18 protein-coding genes and 1 tRNA gene are annotated in these 17,243 nt (G+C 37.9%); 6 read left to right on the forward strand and 13 right to left on the reverse strand.

From position 1 onward, the window contains the following. Nucleotides 1-1,674, forward strand: a complete 1,674-nt coding sequence (locus tag LB449_RS00540) for a glutamine--tRNA ligase/YqeY domain fusion protein (protein WP_224453124.1) — start codon at nucleotides 1-3, stop codon at nucleotides 1,672-1,674. Between the two features lie 121 nt (nucleotides 1,675-1,795). On the opposite strand, the gene LB449_RS00545 is transcribed toward LB449_RS00540, so the two are convergent. The 6 genes from LB449_RS00545 to LB449_RS00570 all read right to left on the reverse strand — a co-directional run bounded on the left by LB449_RS00545 (nucleotide 1,796) and on the right by LB449_RS00570 (nucleotide 5,605). Then, nucleotides 1,796-2,062, reverse strand: coding sequence for a hypothetical protein (locus tag LB449_RS00545; RefSeq protein WP_224453125.1), 267 nt, complete (start codon nucleotides 2,060-2,062; stop codon nucleotides 1,796-1,798). Nucleotides 2,063-2,128: 66 nt separating this feature from the next. Then, nucleotides 2,129-3,142, reverse strand: coding sequence for a pirin family protein (locus LB449_RS00550; RefSeq protein WP_224453126.1), 1,014 nt, complete (start codon nucleotides 3,140-3,142; stop codon nucleotides 2,129-2,131). A gap of 11 nt (nucleotides 3,143-3,153) precedes the next feature. Beyond that, nucleotides 3,154-3,516, reverse strand: coding sequence for a YraN family protein (locus LB449_RS00555; protein WP_224453127.1), 363 nt, complete (start codon nucleotides 3,514-3,516; stop codon nucleotides 3,154-3,156). Nucleotides 3,517-3,518: 2 nt separating this feature from the next. Continuing rightward, nucleotides 3,519-4,415, reverse strand: coding sequence for a S66 peptidase family protein (locus LB449_RS00560; protein WP_224453128.1), 897 nt, complete (start codon nucleotides 4,413-4,415; stop codon nucleotides 3,519-3,521). Between the two features lie 32 nt (nucleotides 4,416-4,447). Beyond that, nucleotides 4,448-5,062, reverse strand: coding sequence for a hypothetical protein (locus LB449_RS00565; RefSeq protein WP_224453129.1), 615 nt, complete (start codon nucleotides 5,060-5,062; stop codon nucleotides 4,448-4,450). 3 nt (nucleotides 5,063-5,065) lie between these two features. Further along, entirely contained in the window at nucleotides 5,066-5,605 is a 540-nt protein-coding gene (locus LB449_RS00570) for a hypothetical protein (protein ID WP_224453130.1), read from the reverse strand. A gap of 138 nt (nucleotides 5,606-5,743) precedes the next feature. On the opposite strand from LB449_RS00570, the gene metG reads away from it, so the two are divergent. Next, nucleotides 5,744-7,813 (forward strand): methionine--tRNA ligase, encoded by a 2,070-nt coding sequence (gene metG / locus LB449_RS00575; RefSeq protein ID WP_224453131.1) that lies wholly within the window; start codon nucleotides 5,744-5,746, stop codon nucleotides 7,811-7,813. Nucleotides 7,814-7,851: 38 nt separating this feature from the next. After that, on the forward strand, nucleotides 7,852-8,694 hold the full coding sequence (locus LB449_RS00580; protein ID WP_224453132.1) for a mechanosensitive ion channel family protein: 843 nt from the start codon (nucleotides 7,852-7,854) through the stop codon (nucleotides 8,692-8,694). Between the two features lie 4 nt (nucleotides 8,695-8,698). On the opposite strand, the gene tsaB is transcribed toward LB449_RS00580, so the two are convergent. The 6 genes from tsaB to LB449_RS00610 are packed head-to-tail and all read right to left on the reverse strand — an operon-like array spanning nucleotide 8,699 to nucleotide 15,087. Then, nucleotides 8,699-9,358, reverse strand: coding sequence for a tRNA (adenosine(37)-N6)-threonylcarbamoyltransferase complex dimerization subunit type 1 TsaB (tsaB, locus tag LB449_RS00585; protein WP_224453133.1), 660 nt, complete (start codon nucleotides 9,356-9,358; stop codon nucleotides 8,699-8,701). Nucleotides 9,359-9,369: 11 nt separating this feature from the next. Next, nucleotides 9,370-10,719 carry a TolC family protein gene (locus LB449_RS00590; RefSeq protein WP_224453134.1) on the reverse strand — a complete coding sequence of 450 codons (1,350 nt, stop codon included), beginning with the start codon at nucleotides 10,717-10,719 and terminating at the stop codon, nucleotides 9,370-9,372. A gap of 15 nt (nucleotides 10,720-10,734) precedes the next feature. Next, nucleotides 10,735-11,859 (reverse strand): efflux RND transporter periplasmic adaptor subunit, encoded by a 1,125-nt coding sequence (locus LB449_RS00595; protein ID WP_224453135.1) that lies wholly within the window; start codon nucleotides 11,857-11,859, stop codon nucleotides 10,735-10,737. A 28-nt stretch (nucleotides 11,860-11,887) separates the two neighbouring features. Next, a complete protein-coding gene (locus LB449_RS00600) occupies nucleotides 11,888-13,147 on the reverse strand; it encodes an ABC transporter permease (protein WP_224453136.1) in 1,260 nt (419 codons plus the stop codon). Nucleotide 13,148: 1 nt separating this feature from the next. Next, the gene (locus LB449_RS00605) at nucleotides 13,149-14,393 is read right to left on the reverse strand and encodes an ABC transporter permease (RefSeq protein ID WP_224453137.1); all 1,245 of its coding nucleotides are present in this window, start codon (nucleotides 14,391-14,393) and stop codon (nucleotides 13,149-13,151) included. Further along, nucleotides 14,386-15,087, reverse strand: a complete 702-nt coding sequence (locus tag LB449_RS00610; protein ID WP_224454415.1) for an ABC transporter ATP-binding protein — start codon at nucleotides 15,085-15,087, stop codon at nucleotides 14,386-14,388. The genes LB449_RS00605 and LB449_RS00610 overlap by 8 nt, the downstream gene beginning before the upstream one ends. A 162-nt stretch (nucleotides 15,088-15,249) precedes the next feature. On the opposite strand from LB449_RS00610, the gene folB reads away from it, so the two are divergent. Continuing rightward, complete coding sequence (gene folB / locus LB449_RS00615) at nucleotides 15,250-15,609, forward strand: dihydroneopterin aldolase (RefSeq protein ID WP_224453138.1); 360 nt, start codon at nucleotides 15,250-15,252, stop codon at nucleotides 15,607-15,609. Between the two features lie 62 nt (nucleotides 15,610-15,671). After that, a tRNA-Cys gene (locus LB449_RS00620) sits at nucleotides 15,672-15,745 on the forward strand. 139 nt (nucleotides 15,746-15,884) lie between these two features. Here LB449_RS00620 and LB449_RS00625 read toward each other — a convergent pair. Further along, the gene (locus LB449_RS00625) at nucleotides 15,885-16,325 is read right to left on the reverse strand and encodes a nucleoside deaminase (protein WP_224453139.1); all 441 of its coding nucleotides are present in this window, start codon (nucleotides 16,323-16,325) and stop codon (nucleotides 15,885-15,887) included. A gap of 299 nt (nucleotides 16,326-16,624) precedes the next feature. Between LB449_RS00625 and LB449_RS00630 the strand changes: the two genes are divergently transcribed. Continuing rightward, nucleotides 16,625-17,161: a 1-acyl-sn-glycerol-3-phosphate acyltransferase gene (locus LB449_RS00630; protein WP_224453140.1), complete on the forward strand. Its 537-nt coding sequence runs from the start codon at nucleotides 16,625-16,627 to the stop codon at nucleotides 17,159-17,161. The last annotated feature ends 82 nt before the right edge of the window (nucleotides 17,162-17,243 follow it).

The raw sequence follows: 17,243 nt of genomic DNA on the forward strand, positions 1-17,243 counted from the left end.
ATGTCTGAAGAAAAAAAATCTTTGAATTTCATTGAGCAGATCATTGAAGAGGATTTGAAAACCGACTATAAAGCGAGCGACTTAAAATTTCGTTTTCCACCAGAACCTAATGGTTTTTTGCACATTGGACACGCGTCGTCTATTTGTTTGAATTTTGGATTGGGGCTCAAATACAATGCTCCGGTAAATCTTAGGTTTGATGATACCAATCCGTTGAAGGAAGAAACGGTTTATGTGGAGTCTATCAAAAGCGATGTGCAATGGCTTGGGTTTGAATGGGCGCAGGAATGTTACGCATCAGACTACTTTCAGCAGTTGTACGATTGGGCTGTGGAGTTGATCAAAGCTGGAGATGCCTATGTGGACAGCCAGTCGTCTGAAGAGATGGCTTCTCAAAAGGGTACTCCAACCCAGCCTGGAACAGCGAGTCCTTACAGAAAGCGTTCTGTGGAAGAAAACTTAGCGCTTTTTGAAGCCATGAAAAACGGTGAAACTGGCGAAAAAGCTCACGTGCTTAGAGCTAAAATTGATATGGCTTCGCCAAATATGATCATGCGGGATCCAGTGATGTACAGGTGTTTGCATAAAGCGCATCACCGCACAGGAAACGATTGGATGATTTATCCAATGTACGATTGGGCGCATGGTGAGTCTGACTTTATTGAGTCGGTGTCGCATTCGTTCTGTACGCTGGAGTTTTTACCTCATCGCGAACTTTACAATTGGTTTGTGAAGCGTGTGAGCAAAACTGGCGACTTGGTGCCTAAACAACGTGAATTTGCCAGACGTAATTTGAGCCACACTGTGGTAAGTAAACGAAAATTGGCTCAACTAGTGGAGCAAAGCATCGTCAATTCCTGGGATGATCCAAGAATGCCTACGATTTCTGGTTTGAGAAGACGGGGATATACCCCAGAATCGATAAGAACTTTCGCAGAAAGTATCGGAATTGGTAAACGGGAAAACATGATAGATGTCGCTCACCTGGAGTTTTGTGTGAGAGATGATCTGAATAAAAAAGCGACTCGAGTAATGGGCGTGATGGATCCTTTGAAAGTTGTGATCACCAATTATCCTGAAGGAAAAGAGGAGTGGCTTAGCGCCGAAAATAACCCTGAAGATGAATCCGCAGGTGAACACGAAGTTCCTTTTTCCAGAGAAATGTATATCGAGCAGGAAGACTTTAGAGAGGAAGCCAACCGAAAGTTTTTCCGTTTAAAATTGGGCAAGGAAGTAAGATTGAAAAACGCCTACATCATCAAAGCTGAAGATGTGGTGAAGGATGAAAACGGCACTATTCTGGAAGTTCACTGTACTTACGATTCCGAAAGTAAAAGCGGAAGTGGTACGGAAGCCTCTCAGCGAAAAGTAAAAGGAACTCTGCACTGGGTGTCAATCCCTCACGCTATTGAAGCTGAGGTGAGACTTTACGATAGATTATTTACAGTGGAAGATCCTACTGCGGACAAAGAGAAGGACTTTTTGGACTTTGTGAATCCAGAATCATTGGAAGTAGGTAAAGCGTATGTAGAGCCTTATTTAAAGTCAGCTAAAGCTGAAGATAAATTTCAATTTCAACGCATAGGTTATTTTTGTGTGGACAGGGATTCCACATTAGATCATTTGGTCTTTAACAGGACAGTGACCTTGAGGGATAATTGGAAGAATAAGTAAAAAAAGCGAGATATTTATCTCGCTTTTTTAATGACCTACATTAATTTGAAATTTATACACTTTCGTTTCAAAAATTTGATTGCCATTTCGATCGGTTGGGGCTAAAATCTCTACGTAATCTTCACCTACATAACCTTGTTTGGGGTTGATATAAGTAGATAATTTCTCCTGTGTCCTGGTTGAGTTCGATTCTACTGATTTGGTAATGCTGTGCTTGTAATCTAAAGCTTGCACTTTGGTTAATATTAAAAGTGCCTAAGCTTGACTCCACAATATTATTACCACCCAGTGAGTTATTACCCACATTGATTTCAAAAAAAGTGACAGGTTCTCCAGTATCTGGATAATTGATATCATCGTCCAGAAATAGATCAACACACGATATCATACAAAAACAGATAAGAAAAAGAAGGATAAATTTTTTCACAGCTTAATTTAATTATATAGCAAAGTATTATTTTTTCACCAAGCTTCCATCAGCAAATAACGCAAATCGACCTTCATCACCATGGGTAAACTCAGCTTTTGGCCAGGGCCATCCACCAAACTGTGTGCGCTGGTAATCGCTGATGATCTCACTCATCTCTTCACGCGAATTGGCAACAAAAGGCCCTTGTTGTACCACAGGTTCGTTGATGGGTTTGCCTTGTAATAATAGCAGCTCCGCTTTTTTATTACCATTCACCAATTTAAGCTCCTGAGACGATTCCAAATCTAAGGAATGCCCTTCAGGAATTTCAAATCCTTCAGTTTTTAATTTTTCACCCTCGTAGAAAAACAATACCCGGTTACTTTTAGTTTCGCCGGCAGGAAGTGTAAACTCAGCTCCAGCTTCTAAAGTAATTCGCCACACCTGGATGTCATTCTTAGCTACAGCCGCCAGAGAATCTGGGGTTGGATCCAATGACTTATTGGATTTATAGTGTCCTGCAATGACTTTGATCTTAGCAAGTTTTCCATTTTCGTCTTTCTCCTCAACGATGGGAATCTCTTCATGCCACAGCATCTTGTAGTGTGGCTCCACTTTTTTGGATCGCTTGGGTAAGTTCAACCAGATCTGAAATAAGAGCAGTGGATTCTCCTTATCCTGATTCACAAGCGGAAACATTTCAGAATGTAACACCCCTTTTCCAGCCGTCATCCATTGTGCATCACCTTGTCCAAATCGGCCTTTGGCCCCCATAGAGTCAGAATGGTCGGCAAAACCTTGTTCTACTAGAGTAATGGTCTCAAAACCAGCGTGGGGATGGTATGGAAACCCAGGCACTTCCTGCCCGTGGTACATTCTCCAACCCTCTTTTTTCTGGAAATCATTACCGAGGAACCTACCCTTTAGAGCGTCTTTAGAGGGCCCTTTGTGGGCTTCTCCCTTGGGATAATTATCTTGATGAAAGGCACAAAACATAAATGGATCTTTGGTTTCCCAGTGAAAACCAAGTTCTTTAACTTTTATAATAGGATTACTCATGGCTTCAAATTTTATTCAAAGTAATAAAAAGCATCCTCAAGATGTTCTATACGTTTTCCTAATTTATTTTTAATAATAGCTACAATATCAAATCGCACTTCCAGGTTGAGATCCTTCTCATTAATGTAATAGTCTACTGCTTTAACCAGGCGTTTAATTTGAGCGGGTTTCACAAAATCCTGTGGATCACCAAAATCTGGCGTACTTCTGGTTTTTACTTCTACGACGATCAAAAACTCTCCACTTTTGGCAATAATATCTACCTCTGCTTTATCGTAAACAAAATTGGTTTCCAGGATTTCATAACCCTTAGCCCTTAAGAAATTGACGGCATCTTTTTCGCCGCTCTTGCCTAATTCATTATGCTGTGCCATGCTTAGTAGGTGAGTTGAACGCGTTCCGAAGTTACACTAAGATGAGCAGTTTCCCCAAATATTAAAGGCAAATTTGTCTCCAGGTGGCCCGCTGGGAAATGGAAAGCTACAGGAATGCTGAGGTCTTTTACAACTCCATAAATGATGTCTTCTGCTGTTTTGCCAAAAGGAGTCGAATTGTCGTTCATATCGGTCATCCCGCCAACAATTAACCCAGAGATCTTGCTTAATAGTCCACTGCGTTTTAAATTCTGCATCATCCTATCGATATGATAGAGGTATTCGTCCAGGTCTTCAAGGAATAAAATTTTGTTTTCAAAATTCGGCAGGCTGTGGCTTCCTATTGCTGAATATAATACCGATAAGTTTCCACCGATGAGTTCTCCTTTCACCTCACCGGTTATCTGATTGGGGTGCTGGGAGGCATATTCAACCTGAAGTTTTTTGCCAAATAAAACATGTTTTAGTTCCTCTGAAGTTAACACCGACCGGGTTTCTATCGCCGAAGCCATTTGTGCATGAAGACTAGCGATGCCTAAGCTTTGTAAGTGCAGATGAATCGCTGTGACATCTGAATAGCCAATGAGCCATTTGGTTTGGGTTTTTAAACTCGAGAAATCCACCAGATCCAATATGCGTATAGACCCATAACCACCTTTGGCACACCAAATCGCTTTGATTTTGCGGTCATTAATTTGATTTTGCAGATCTGTAGCGCGTTCCTTATCCGTTCCTGCAAATTGGTGTTCTTGTAAACCAATACTTTCACCTAAAACTGGGACCAGTCGCCAAGATTTCAAAAGTTGAATAGCGGGCTGTAAGTCGCCTTCAGCAATAGATCTTGCAGTGGCTATTATGGCGACTTGATCGCCTGGGTGAAGTGATGGAGGGAGGATCATGATTTAGTTTGTTTGACTAAAATACTTAATTCCTATAAATCCAACCCAATTCTTAAGTGAAGGTCAACGGTGAAATCGCCACTCCGTTCATCTCTAAATGGGAAAAATCCAGTTCGTTCTGTATTATTTAAAAAGAAAGCATATCCAAAGCCAAATCCCGCTTCATAAGAAATGTGCTTACCTAAACTTCGTCGAATTCCCCATTTAGGCACCAACCTTATCTGATCAAGACTTTCAATTCTATCGTTTGAGGTAAATGAAACACCTTCAAGATTTGCAGACGCTAAAAGTGCTATAAAGTTTCCACTATTCCTTTCAATAGTTTTCCCTTTTTTAAGTCTTTTCTCCAAATTATAATACCATCTGGGTTCAAGGCTTATATGGAGAATACCATAAAAATCATCATTAGGTCCAAACGATTCAAACTCTCTAAAGCCTTCAATTCTAAAGTCAAAACCCACCTGACTTCGTAAAGCAAATTCATTAGAGAGGCGACTTTCGTTATACAGCCAGGTACCCAAAAATCCGGCTTGGATGCCATAAATCGATTTTTCAATACTTATTTTAGACGTGTCGTTTTGATTTTGAGCGGAAACTTGTAAGCTAAAGAAAAGGAGCAATGGTAAAATAGAAAATAGTTTCATCATGATTTAATTAGGTATGAGTTCTAATTCACCTTGAAATCTAACTTCAATTTCGTTGTCTTCTTCATCTATGGCCGTCATTTCAAATTCATATGCTCCTTCATTTTCAATGACCTGAAGTCTGGCCACTTCAATTTCAACAAGTTCACCTGATGCGGTTTCAGCATTTCCTGAGATCGTAAACGCTTCAGTAATAGCATTAACTCCAGGATTTTCTTCTCCCGTAAAAAGGTATTCGCCTAGTTCAGGCTTGTCGCTATTGTCGATGTTTAATTGAAATGCAATCCCAGTGAATATTTCATCTTCTGGGATGGGTTCACCATTTTCAATGGAGACCTCAGTATCGTATAAAATGACGCCAAAGGCAAAACGACCATTTTGAATTTCAGAGGTTTGGTAAAGCCCAGTTTTGAGTTCGAATTCCTGATTACCTATCTTAAGAACATTTTGATCTTGTTCAGGAGCAGGTTGGTCATCATTACTACTACAGGATAGGGTAAGGGTACATATGAATGCAAAAAGCATTGTTTTTAGGGTAAGTTTCATAAGAGATATTTTAGTTAGGCTCAAATATATATATATATATAAAGAAAATTTAAAGTTTTTCTGAATAGATATTATACGATATCCTTTGTCTTTATATAAACTAGCGTTTATTACATTTGTGTCCAAGAATTTTAGTCTATGAAAAATCCAAAACGTTATACCATTACGGCAGCACTGCCTTATACCAATGGACCCATTCACATCGGCCATTTAGCAGGCGTTTACGTTCCCGCAGATATCTATACCCGCTACCTTAAGCTGAAAGGAGAAGATGTAGTCTTTGTTTGCGGTAGCGACGAACATGGCGTGCCTATAACCATTAAGGCTAAAAAAGAAGGTGTGAGCCCGCAAGACGTGGTCGACAAATACCATGCGATCATCAAGCAATCCTTTCAGGAGTTTGGGATTCAGTTCGATAACTATTCCAGGACTTCTGCACAAGTGCATCATGAGACGGCAACAGAGTTTTTTCAAAATATGTACGACAATGACAAATTCATTGAAGAAACTACCGAGCAGCTTTATGATGCAAAAGCCAACCAGTTTTTAGCAGATCGTTTTGTGACAGGAACCTGTCCTAAATGTGGAAATGAAGAAGCTTATGGGGATCAATGCGAAAAGTGTGGGTCTTCCCTTAATGCAACCGACCTGATTAATCCAAAATCAGCAATCACAGGAGATGTTCCTACTTTAAAATCTACTAAACACTGGTTTTTACCTCTGGATAGATACGACGGTTTTTTGAAAGATTGGATTCTCAAAGACCATAAAAAAGACTGGAAGTCCAACGTCTATGGCCAGTGCAAATCATGGATCGACGAGGGCCTCCGTGCCAGAGCGGTCACCAGAGATCTGGATTGGGGAATTCCTGTTCCTGTAGAAGGAGGTGACGGTAAAGTTCTTTACGTCTGGTTTGATGCGCCAATAGGCTATATCTCTTCAACCAAGGAATGGGCAGATCGTGAAGGTAAAGAATGGGAGCCGTATTGGAAAGATAAAGAGACCAAGTTGGTTCATTTCATTGGAAAAGATAACATTGTATTTCACTGTATCATCTTTCCGGTGATGCTTAAAGCTGAAGGCAGCTATATCTTACCAGACAATGTACCCGCTAATGAATTTTTAAACTTAGAAGGCAGAAAACTTTCTACTTCCAAAAACTGGGCGGTTTGGTTACATGAATATTTAGAAGATTTTCCAGGAAAAGAAGATGTGCTGAGGTATGTCCTTACTGCCAATGCTCCTGAAACCAAGGATAATGATTTTACTTGGAAAGATTTCCAAACCAGAAACAACTCTGAATTAGTAGCTATTTACGGTAACTTTATCAACAGAGTGGTGGTGTTATCTAATAAGTATTACGAAGGTATAGTGCCTCAAGCATCAAACTTCACAGAGACAGATTTGAAAGTCCTCGCAGATATTAAAACTTTTCCGCAAAGCATTGCAGATTCTATTGAAAAATACCGCTTCCGTGAAGCGCAGGGCGTGATGATGAATTTAGCCCGATTGGGTAATAAATACCTGGCAGATGAAGAACCGTGGAAACTTCAGAAAACCGATCCAGAACGTACTGCGACAATAATGTATGTGGCACTGCAAGTAGCAAGTGCCTTAGCTGTTATCAGTGAGCCATTCTTACCTTTTACGGCTGGAAAACTTAAGAAGATGCTTAATTTTGAATCCTCTACGCATGTTATAACATGGATGGATATTTCAAAATTAGACGAGCTAATCCCTTCAGGCCATCAAATTCATTTAGCTGAATTTTTATTCAGCAAAATTGAAGATGAAGAAATTCAAAAACAAGTCGACAAGCTGGAAGCTTCCAAGGTGTCTAATTCCGAAGAAGGATCTAAAGTAGAACCACAAAAGGATGAAGCTACGTTTGAAGATTTCTCAAAGCTCGATATAAGGGTCGGAACGATTATAGCTGCAGAGAAAAAGCCTAAAACAAAAAAACTAATGGTTTTGAAAGTCGATACAGGGCTAGACGAGAGAACTATCGTTTCTGGAATTGCAGAACATTACAAAGCTGAAGAATTGATAGGAAGAAGAGTGAGTGTAGTTGTGAACCTTAAACCAATTAAACTGAAAGGGACCTTAAGTGAAGGCATGATTTTAATGACAGAAGATGCCGAAGGTAAGCTGACTTTCCTAAACCCTGATAATGATAATTTCGTTGATAATGGAACATCAATAAATTAATATTATATATTTGTTAATTAATAATTAAATTTTAAACTATGGAAGATATTTCAATGAATGGCATTGGCGAACTAGTCAGTGTTTTTTTAGATAAGGTTATTTCTTATTTGCCAAGCATCATAGCTGCTTTAGTTATTCTTATTCTTGGGCTATGGGTCATTAAATTGATTATAGGACGATTGAGAAAAGTAATGGAGAAACGTGAAGTGGATCCTGGCGTAAGAGGATTTGCATTAAGTATTCTAGGGGTAGTGCTTAAAATTTTACTTTTTATCGTAATCATTACAAAGCTTGGAGTAGAAACCACATCTTTTGCCGCTATTTTGGCAGCTGCTGGTTTAGCTATAGGTTTGGCATTACAAGGGTCACTCTCTAATTTTGCCGGAGGGGTATTGATCATTATTTTAAAGCCCTATAGAGTTGGTGACTTTATTGAAGCTCAAGGAGAATCTGGGTCCGTTACAGAAATCAGTATCTTTTACACCATTTTAACCACACCCAACAATCAACGTATCGTTATACCCAATGGGCAATTAAGTAACAATAAGGTGACCAATTACTCCTATGAACCTACTCGAAGAAACGTGATGACTGTAGGGATATCTTACGACAGTGATATAAAAAAGTCAAGAGAGGTCTTACTTAAAATTGTTAATTCTGACGAACGTACTTTAAAAGATCCAGCTCCAGTAGTTTTTGTAGGAGGATTAGGTGACAACTCGGTTGATCTTTCCTTACGATTCTGGGCTAATCAAGCCGACTATTGGGGATTACATTTCGATACTATTGAAAAGCTTAAAACAGAACTGGAAGATGCAGGTGTATCTTTTCCATTTCCACAACGAGATGTGCATTTATACGATATGAGTAAAGAAAAGTAAGAGTTCAATTACTCACAAAATCTTTGAGGTAAAAAGGCTCAAAATAAGCCACATCTTCAAAGTCATTATCTTCAAACTTCCGTTTTGCTATAAAGAATTGTTCTTTAGCAGACGGGAGTTTTTTATTGTGAAAAATCGCGTTTGGATGATTGCAGATGGCATTAAATTTCTCTACGCCAGTTCCTATAAAATGAACTTGTCCTTGATTTAGTTCTGTTTTAAAAGAACTTTCATCCAGAATTTCAGCTTTGATTTCTCTTTTGGAATTGTAGTTTGCATCAAAAACTTCAGAATAGACTTCCATTCTTCTGGCATCCAACATAGGCACAATTAACCCTTCATTTATATTCACTTGCTTAGCTAAACAAAGTAAGGTAGAGACTGAAATTAGAGGAATATCTAAAGCATAGGCTAATCCTTTAGCTGCAGAAACACCAATTCTAAGTCCTGTATAGGAACCTGGTCCTTTACTGACGGAAATAGCATCTAGGTCTTTAGGAATTAAACTTTCTTGCTTCAAAAGTTCGTCAATAAAGCTGTGTAGCTGTTCAGAATGTGAGAAATTTTTGCTGTTTATTTCTTTATGGGCTATAATAAAATCTCCATCACCAATACTCACTGAGCAATTGGTGGTGGAGGTTTCTAAACAAAGTATAATACTCAAAGTAACTAGTTTTAGTATTCAACGACTCTTATACCAAAAAACAATTCTAAGACTTTTATATTGAATATGAAGTCATATTTAGCATTGATTAATCGGTTCTCAGCATTGGTCAATCTAAATTTAGACTGACTCAACTCAAAAGCATTAGAAACACCCACGTTAAAACGTTCCTGAGCATATTCAAAGGCTAGCTGCTGAGACTCTACAGCCTTTTGTGCAGCTTCATATGATTTAGAAGCTCCTTGAGCATCTACATATGCTTGATATACATTTGCTTCTAAATCAAGCTCAGCTTGTTCCAATTGAAATTCAGCACGTTTTACATTGACTTCAGCCCTCTTGACTGAGTTTCTTGTTGCAAACCCATTAAAGATAGGGATGTTGAGCTGTACACCGTAAGCCAAACCATCATTTCTCCACAGCTGTTCGACAAAGCCTAATGGACCAAGACCTGCTCCTCTAGCTCTGTCTGTTTCACGTGTGTTGTAGTTGACGAAACCATTTAATGAAGGGTAAAATTCACTTCTAGTAATTTCTACATCTTTTCCAGCTAGTTCTACCTGCTGTTTCGCAACTTGAACTTCATAACGTTCTTGCTTTGACTTTTCTATAATTTCTTCAGGTGTTTTAGACATAATGTCGGTAACAGGAACATCGTACTCATCGTCAGCAATGTCAAAATTTTGATAATCTTTAATGAGTAGTGTTTGAGCAAGACTTATTTTAGAAATTCTTAAATTATTTTCTGCAACAATAATTTGTTGTTGTTCGTCCGCATTGGTAGCTTGAATTTCAAGCAAATCTCCTTCAGGTGCAGTTCCGACTTCAACAGTTTTTTGTGTTAATTCTAACTGTTCTTTGGTCACTTCATTTTGTTCTACTAAAAGCTCTAGCTGTTGTTTATTGACCAGAATTTCCAAATACGCATTAGCCACAAATAAAGCAATATCGTCTTTCATCATTTGGAGTGAATATTGGCTTGCCAATTGCTCTAGCTTGGCTCGTTGAAAAGTTTTAAGATTCCTGAGTCCGTCAAAAAGGGTTACCCCCGCTGTTGCATTAAGAGAAAAGTTTCTAACTACTTGGTTTTCTAGAACTCCTGTGGTTACATTCTGTGTTAAACCCGAGTTCCAGCTATTACTTGCGTTTGCATTGAGCGAAGGTAAGTAATTTCCAATGGCTTCACTCTCACTAATGTCAGCACTTTCTTGATCGAGCATAGACTGCTTAATGGATATATTATTATCCATGGCGTAGCTCACACAAGCTTCCAAAGTCCATCGGGCTGGTGTGTCTTGAGCTGTTACAGTTAGGATAGCTGAAAAGAATAAGCAGCTAAATATGTATAGGGTAAATTTCATATTTGTTATCTTAAATTATCTTCTTCTAGGATTATCGGCAACAGGTGCTTCGACTCTATTCCAAACTTTGATTTTATCTCCTTTGCTCACACCTGACTTTACTTCTACGTTTATACCGTCGCTTAGCCCTAATTCCACCATTCTTTTCTCGAATTTTTGATCTCCAATTTCTATTTCTACGAACGGCTCTTTGGTTTCTTTTTCAAACTGTACCAGAGATTCGCTAATGGCCAAAACATCTTGAGACCTCTCTAAAATGATAGAGGCATTTGCACTAAGTCCTGCTCTTATAAAAATACTGTCATTAAGCTTCAAGCTGCCTTCAATATCAAATTGTACAGCACCATTTTCTTCGGTTCCTTTAGGAGAAATATAATCTAATGTAGCATTGAATGTTTTATCTTCAATAGCTCCAACGGTTATTTCCAGAGGCAAGCCTTCTTTTATTTTTCCAACTTCAGATTCGTCTACTTTACCTTTAAAGATCATATCATCGGTCTTCGCAATCATGGCAATAGTTGTACCTTCATTGAAGTTATTGGCTTCAATCACCTGGTTACCCACTTCTATAGGAACGTCCAATATCATTCCAGAAATTCTAGCTTTTATTTCTGTAGTAGCAGCATTTCCAGCATCTTGAGTGGTTCCTGTTTCAATAATCTCTAGATTTTCTTCAGCAGCCTTTACATTTTGTAAAGCATTATCGTAAGCGTTTTTAGCTAGATCAAAGTCATTCTCAGATATCACACCCTTTCCATAGAGTTCTTTCTGTCTGGCGAATATTTTTTTCTCGTTATTCAAGTTAATTTTAGATTGTCTGACCTGGTTTTTCGCAGAGTTTAAGCTGGTAATATTTGGTACAACTTTAAGTTGTGCGATCATGTCGCCAATCTCTACGTTATCTCCGGGCTTAACGAATAACTTATCTACAACACCAGAGATATTGGGTTTTACTTCAACTTCTTCTCTTGGAATTAATGTTCCCGTGGCCATCGTTTTCTTTACGATGGTTTCAGTAGTAGGTTCTTCTGTTTTAAAGACCTCAGGGCTTTCTTGATTTTTCTGATAAAGGTAAAATAAGGATCCTCCAAACAAGACGACGATGAGGAGCAATACAATGATGGTAATAACTTTTTTCATGGTTTTATTTCTATTAGTAAGGTTGTTTTTAATCGGTTCTTAAAGCGTCTACAGGCTTTACACGTATAGCATTTTGAGCAGGAATAAAGCCTGCAAAAAGACCAGAGACAATTAGTATCAATAATGCAATTATGACGGTAACCAAATCTACGCTCGGGTTAGTAAAAGGCATATCAGAATCTTTTGGTAATAAACCATTGATGATCGCCAATATCCCGGTTGCAAAAATAATACCTGCCATTCCTGAGATAATAGTTAAGAAGACTGACTCAAAAAGGATCTGCCCTCGTATTTGCCAGGGTGTAGCCCCCAAAGCTCTTCGCACCCCTATTTCATTAGTCCGTTCTTTTACGACGATGAGCATAATGTTACTAATTCCGATTACTCCGGAAAATAATATCAATATACCAACAAAATAAGCGACAGCATTCAGAGCTATAAAAAGGCCCGAAATTTTTGAAAATTGCTCGTAAAGGTCAAAATTTCCAATAGCACGGTCATCATCTGGAGCTATGCTATGATTTTTCTTTATGATATCAAAGACCTCTGTTTTAAGCTCTGTAATGGAGTTGTTATCGTCTGCTGTTATAGCCATCCATCCTACCGTTTGCCCCATGTTAAAGGCTTGAGAATAGGCAGTAAATGGAACATAAATCTGCTTTTGCTCTTCTTCAGCATTACCTCCGCCAAAGCCTCGCTTTTTATAAATCCCGATGACCATAAAGTTGACCCCTTGTACTTTAATATAGGTTCCAATGGGGTCTTCATCAAAATCATATAATCCTTTTATGACGCCTTCCCCAATGACAGCTACTTTACGCTTATCTTCAATATCGTTCTGGTTTAAGAAGCGTCCTCTCAAGACTTTCATTGGCTCTTGAAACTGTATGTCTGGATAATCACCGTACACATTGAAGGCTCCGCTTTTAAGTCCTCTTACCACATTATTATCACCGCCAAAACCTCCCAATTGATTTCTAGGAGAAACGTATTTTAACCCTTTAACTTCTTTTTTAATTTCGGCAACATCCTGTAATTCGAAATTGTAGCGTCGACCTTTAGGCAAACCATCATAGGATTTGGAAACGGTCTGGGACCACATAAACATGGAGTTGGAAGAAATTCCATCGAAGAGTTGCTTTACGCCATTTTCAAAACCATTTCCTGCAGCCAGAAGAATTACCAGAATAAAAATTCCCCAAAAAACACCAAAAGCCGTCAAAATTGTTCTAAACAAGTTGGATGTCAACGACTCAATAACCTCATTCCATTTATCTCTGCTAAACATTTTATTCGTCTCTTAAAGCATCTATAGGCTTAATTTTGGCTCCTCTCCAAGCGGGGAAGAAACCAGCTATTGCGCCAGCTGCGATTAATAATACCAAAGTGGAAACAGCAATATTAAAGTTGACACTTGGGTTTCTAATAAAATCCAATTCAATATAAGGCCCTACTACTTCTAGTAAGATTAGACCAAAAATTAGACCTAGCAATCCAGAAATGGCAGTTACGAAAATGGACTCGTGTAATATCATAGCCACGATGGATAAGGGTTCTGCACCTAAGGCTTTTCTAATTCCTATCTCCTTGGTACGCTCTTTCACAATAATAAGCATGATATTGCTTACCCCTATAATTCCTGCTAGTAAAGTGGCAATTCCTACCCCCCAAAAGAAGACTCTCATCGCACTTATAAGGAGATAAATTTCTTTTGTGTTTTCTATATTGTTACTAATGTTGATGGCGCTTTCATCTAATGGAGCGATTTGTAATTTTTTCTTGAGCAATTGTTCAATTTTTGCAGCAAAAGCAGAGGACTCTTTTAAGGCCAAATCATAATTGTCCTCTTTTGGAAGTGTGAAACCCATAGACCTGATATCTGTTCCAGCTCCAAACACAATTTGTGCAGTAGACAAAGGGACGTATACACGCCCTTCTTCTCTATCACCTCCAGGATCTGTATACACTCCAATGACCTTAAAGTTTAATCCTGAAATCTTGATTTGTTTGCCGATAGGCGAGCCGTTTTTAAATAAATCTTTCTTAACCCGGTTTCCTATGACGACATACTTTTCGCTAACTTTAAGATCATTAGCGTTGATAAACCGGCCTTCGATGATATCTGCTTTTTCGAGAAATTGGTAATCTGGCATAACGCCTTCAACACGGTAACTACCCGATTCATTTTTATAGGTAATCAATCCTGCAAAAATTTGATACATAGAAGAACTAAACTCGATTTCATTTGAAATTCCTTTGGTAATCAAGTCAAAATCATCATTTTTGAGTTGTATCCTTCTACCTTCATTAAATCCCTGATATTCTATACTAGTTTCTCCAGGATAAATATTGATAATGTTCTCTGCATCGCCTTGGAATTGATTTTCAATTCCGTTTTGAAACCCAACGCTTACGCCCAATAAAATAACCAGTATAAAAATTCCTGAGCCTACAGAAAAACCGGTGAGGAAGGTCCTCAACTTGTTCTTTGAGATGGTCTCAAAAATCTCCTGCCAGCGTTCTAGACTAAACATTTTGTATAGCTCTTACTTGGTTTACAAATTTATCATCAATGATCACTCCGTCTTTTAGGTTTACGATACGTTTGGTCATATGTGCTATATCTTCTTCGTGAGTTACCACTAATATAGTTCTACCCTCGTCGTTGATTTGCTGAATCAAATCCATGATCTCATAAGAGGTAGTAGAGTCCAAAGCACCTGTTAGCTCATCGGCAAGAAGTACTTTTGGATCACTAGCCAAAGCTCTGGCGATAGCTACTCTTTGTTTTTGTCCACCAGAGAGTTCGTTTGGTTTGTGTGAAGCCCATTTTGCTAAGCCTACTTTTTCCAGATAAGCCATAGACCTTTCCATTCGCTCAGCTCTTTTCATACCCTGATAATAGAGAGGTAGAGCAACATTGTCAAGTGCAGACTTATAATTGATCAAATTGAAAGATTGGAAAATAAATCCTAAAAACTTATTTCTATATTGTGCAGCTAGCTTTTCATTAAGGTTTTTGATAGGAACTCCATCTAAGGTATAAGAGCCTTCATCAGCTTCATCTAGCATACCAAGAATATTCAGAAGTGTAGACTTACCAGAGCCAGAAGACCCCATAATTGCGACTAATTCGCCTTCTTTTACATTGAAATTTATTCCCTTTAAGACATGAAGAGAATTTTTTCCCATTTTGTAAGACTTGTGTAAATCTTTTATTTCTATCATCATAGTAGTATTGCTATACATAAGACCAATAGTTTTTGAAATTGTTACACTTCCATATGTTACAGTAAAGTTAAAATTTAAATAATTTTTATGAATAACTAATTCAAATATTCTTTTATTTTTTTGATTCTAACTTACCTTTACTTCATAAAACACATACTCTTGGATACAATAACTTTAAATAACATTCGCGTTTACGCATATCATGGCTGTTTACCTGAAGAAACCAAAATTGGTAGCGATTACCGAGTCGATTTAAGCGTAGATGCTAATTTGGATCTTTCCGCAGAAACCGACGAGCTTGGAGATACTGTAGATTATGTTCATCTCAATAAGATTGTAAAAGAGGAAATGAGTCAACCCTCAAAACTTTTGGAACATGTGGCTAAACGAATTTTGGACAGAATTTTTACTGAATTGGATCTGGTAAAAGTTTCAAAAGTCAAAGTAGCTAAACTTAACCCTCCATTAGGCGGAGATGTTGAAGATGTGAACATCACTTTATCTAGAAAACGAGATTAAATCTTATCTTCATAATGCTGCTTTGGATAGAAATAATTTTATAAATTTACACAACTTTAAAAGGTGTCGTGGCCGAGTGGCTAGGCAGTGGTCTGCAAAACCATCTACAGCGGTTCGAATCCGCTCGACACCTCCAAAGAATTCTATTTAAAACCTGACTATTTTAAGTCAGGTTTTTTATTTGGTTAAAGAGATTTGTAGTACTGATAATTGGTATTTGTTCTCATTTGCAGAGGTTCACTATAGGCCTCGGAAGACTCGATATCTTAAGATAGCTAGCTACTAAATTTGTTTTCAAAAAGGGCTATGCATTTATTCCTTTCCACACCGCTTTTTAAATCAATAGTGTACCAAGATTTTTCTACAACTTCTTTACAAGTGATACTTATTTGGTTACCGTATTTTGCAGCATCGGCGATAGTCGCACCAAACACAACCCGACCTATTCCTGCCCAAACAATGGCACTCATACACATAGGACAGGGTTCGACAGTTGAGTAAAGCGTGAGTTTTTTGGAATCGGCATAAGTCAATTGATTTAATTTTTGAATAACATTGATTTCAGCATGTGCTGTGGCGCCGTCAAGTTTAGTTGTATTATGAGCTACCATATAGTCATTCTCATTGTTCACCATCACAGCACCAAAAGGCGTTTTACCCTGTTTAGCCTGTTCTATTGCTATATTCATCCAATCTTTATCTTCCTTCGTAGCCATATACAATTTAATTAATAATTTTCATGTCGTTCATAAATAGTAGTTCTAAAGATAGAACTTAGTATATCGCATATGACCTTCTCACTCATATATTTCTTAAATGAATTGACATTCATTGCTTCTTAATGTTGGAGTTGAAACTTCAAAAGTTTAATTCTGATGGCAAGTAATGATTAAATACCTTTAAGTGTACTATTTATCAAAACCTTTAAAATAAATGTTTTAAAATACAATCCTGAGCCATGCAAGTCTTACTTTTATGACTTTATCTTTAATCGATCTCATTTATAATATTAAGAATGCAGCTAGCTAAGTTTATTTTTCAATCGCTTTTAGGTTGGTCTATTGAAGGCCAATTTGATAAAACAATTCTGAAAACAGTGGTAATGGTCCTTCCTCATACCAGTTGGCATGATTTCTACGTCGGTGTATTTACTAGAAAAATAACTAATGTGCGTATAAATTATGTTGGGAAGAAGGAGTTGTTTGACTCGCCTTTAGGTTGGTATTTTAAATGGATGGGTGGAGAACCTATTGAGCGAAAATCAAAACAAAATAAAGTAGATCAAATTGTAAATTTATTCAATTCCAAAGAGGAGTTTCGCCTCGCGATAGCCCCGGAAGGAACAAGGAAAAAAGTAAAAGAGTGGAAAAGTGGGTTTTACTACATCGCTCATAAATCTAAAGTTCCAATTACCGCCGTTGCTTTTGATTATTCCACCAAAACCGTTAAGATTTTCGAGCCTTTTTATACTACAGGCAATTATGAAAAAGACGTAAATTATTTGAAACAATTCTTTAAAGGGGTTGTGGGTAAAATCCCTAAGTATACCTGAGATTTGTTGGCAAGAAATACGTATAACCTTAAAAAAGATAATTGCTTCTTTTCAATTTACTTAGAAAAGAGATCCCTTTTAT

Origin of the sequence: Psychroflexus lacisalsi (genome assembly GCF_020164495.1) — a bacterium.
GTDB lineage: Bacteria > Bacteroidota > Bacteroidia > Flavobacteriales > Flavobacteriaceae > Psychroflexus > Psychroflexus lacisalsi.

Coding starts and splice junctions, on each gene's coding strand:
- LB449_RS00590 (WP_224453134.1), bottom strand. CDS start 10,719: ATGAAATTTACCCTATACATATTTAGCTGCTTATTCTTTTCAGCTATC.
- LB449_RS00570 (WP_224453130.1), bottom strand. CDS start 5,605: ATGAAACTTACCCTAAAAACAATGCTTTTTGCATTCATATGTACCCTT.
- LB449_RS00560 (WP_224453128.1), bottom strand. CDS start 4,415: ATGATCCTCCCTCCATCACTTCACCCAGGCGATCAAGTCGCCATAATA.
- metG (WP_224453131.1), top strand. CDS start 5,744: ATGAAAAATCCAAAACGTTATACCATTACGGCAGCACTGCCTTATACC.
- LB449_RS00550 (WP_224453126.1), bottom strand. CDS start 3,142: ATGAGTAATCCTATTATAAAAGTTAAAGAACTTGGTTTTCACTGGGAA.
- LB449_RS00540 (WP_224453124.1), top strand. CDS start 1: ATGTCTGAAGAAAAAAAATCTTTGAATTTCATTGAGCAGATCATTGAA.
- LB449_RS00625 (WP_224453139.1), bottom strand. CDS start 16,325: ATGGCTACGAAGGAAGATAAAGATTGGATGAATATAGCAATAGAACAG.
- LB449_RS00610 (WP_224454415.1), bottom strand. CDS start 15,087: ATGATAGAAATAAAAGATTTACACAAGTCTTACAAAATGGGAAAAAAT.
- LB449_RS00555 (WP_224453127.1), bottom strand. CDS start 3,516: ATGGCACAGCATAATGAATTAGGCAAGAGCGGCGAAAAAGATGCCGTC.
- LB449_RS00595 (WP_224453135.1), bottom strand. CDS start 11,859: ATGAAAAAAGTTATTACCATCATTGTATTGCTCCTCATCGTCGTCTTG.
- LB449_RS00600 (WP_224453136.1), bottom strand. CDS start 13,147: ATGTTTAGCAGAGATAAATGGAATGAGGTTATTGAGTCGTTGACATCC.
- LB449_RS00605 (WP_224453137.1), bottom strand. CDS start 14,393: ATGTTTAGTCTAGAACGCTGGCAGGAGATTTTTGAGACCATCTCAAAG.
- LB449_RS00630 (WP_224453140.1), top strand. CDS start 16,625: ATGCAGCTAGCTAAGTTTATTTTTCAATCGCTTTTAGGTTGGTCTATT.
- LB449_RS00580 (WP_224453132.1), top strand. CDS start 7,852: ATGGAAGATATTTCAATGAATGGCATTGGCGAACTAGTCAGTGTTTTT.
- LB449_RS00565 (WP_224453129.1), bottom strand. CDS start 5,062: ATGATGAAACTATTTTCTATTTTACCATTGCTCCTTTTCTTTAGCTTA.
- LB449_RS00545 (WP_224453125.1), bottom strand. CDS start 2,062: ATGATATCGTGTGTTGATCTATTTCTGGACGATGATATCAATTATCCA.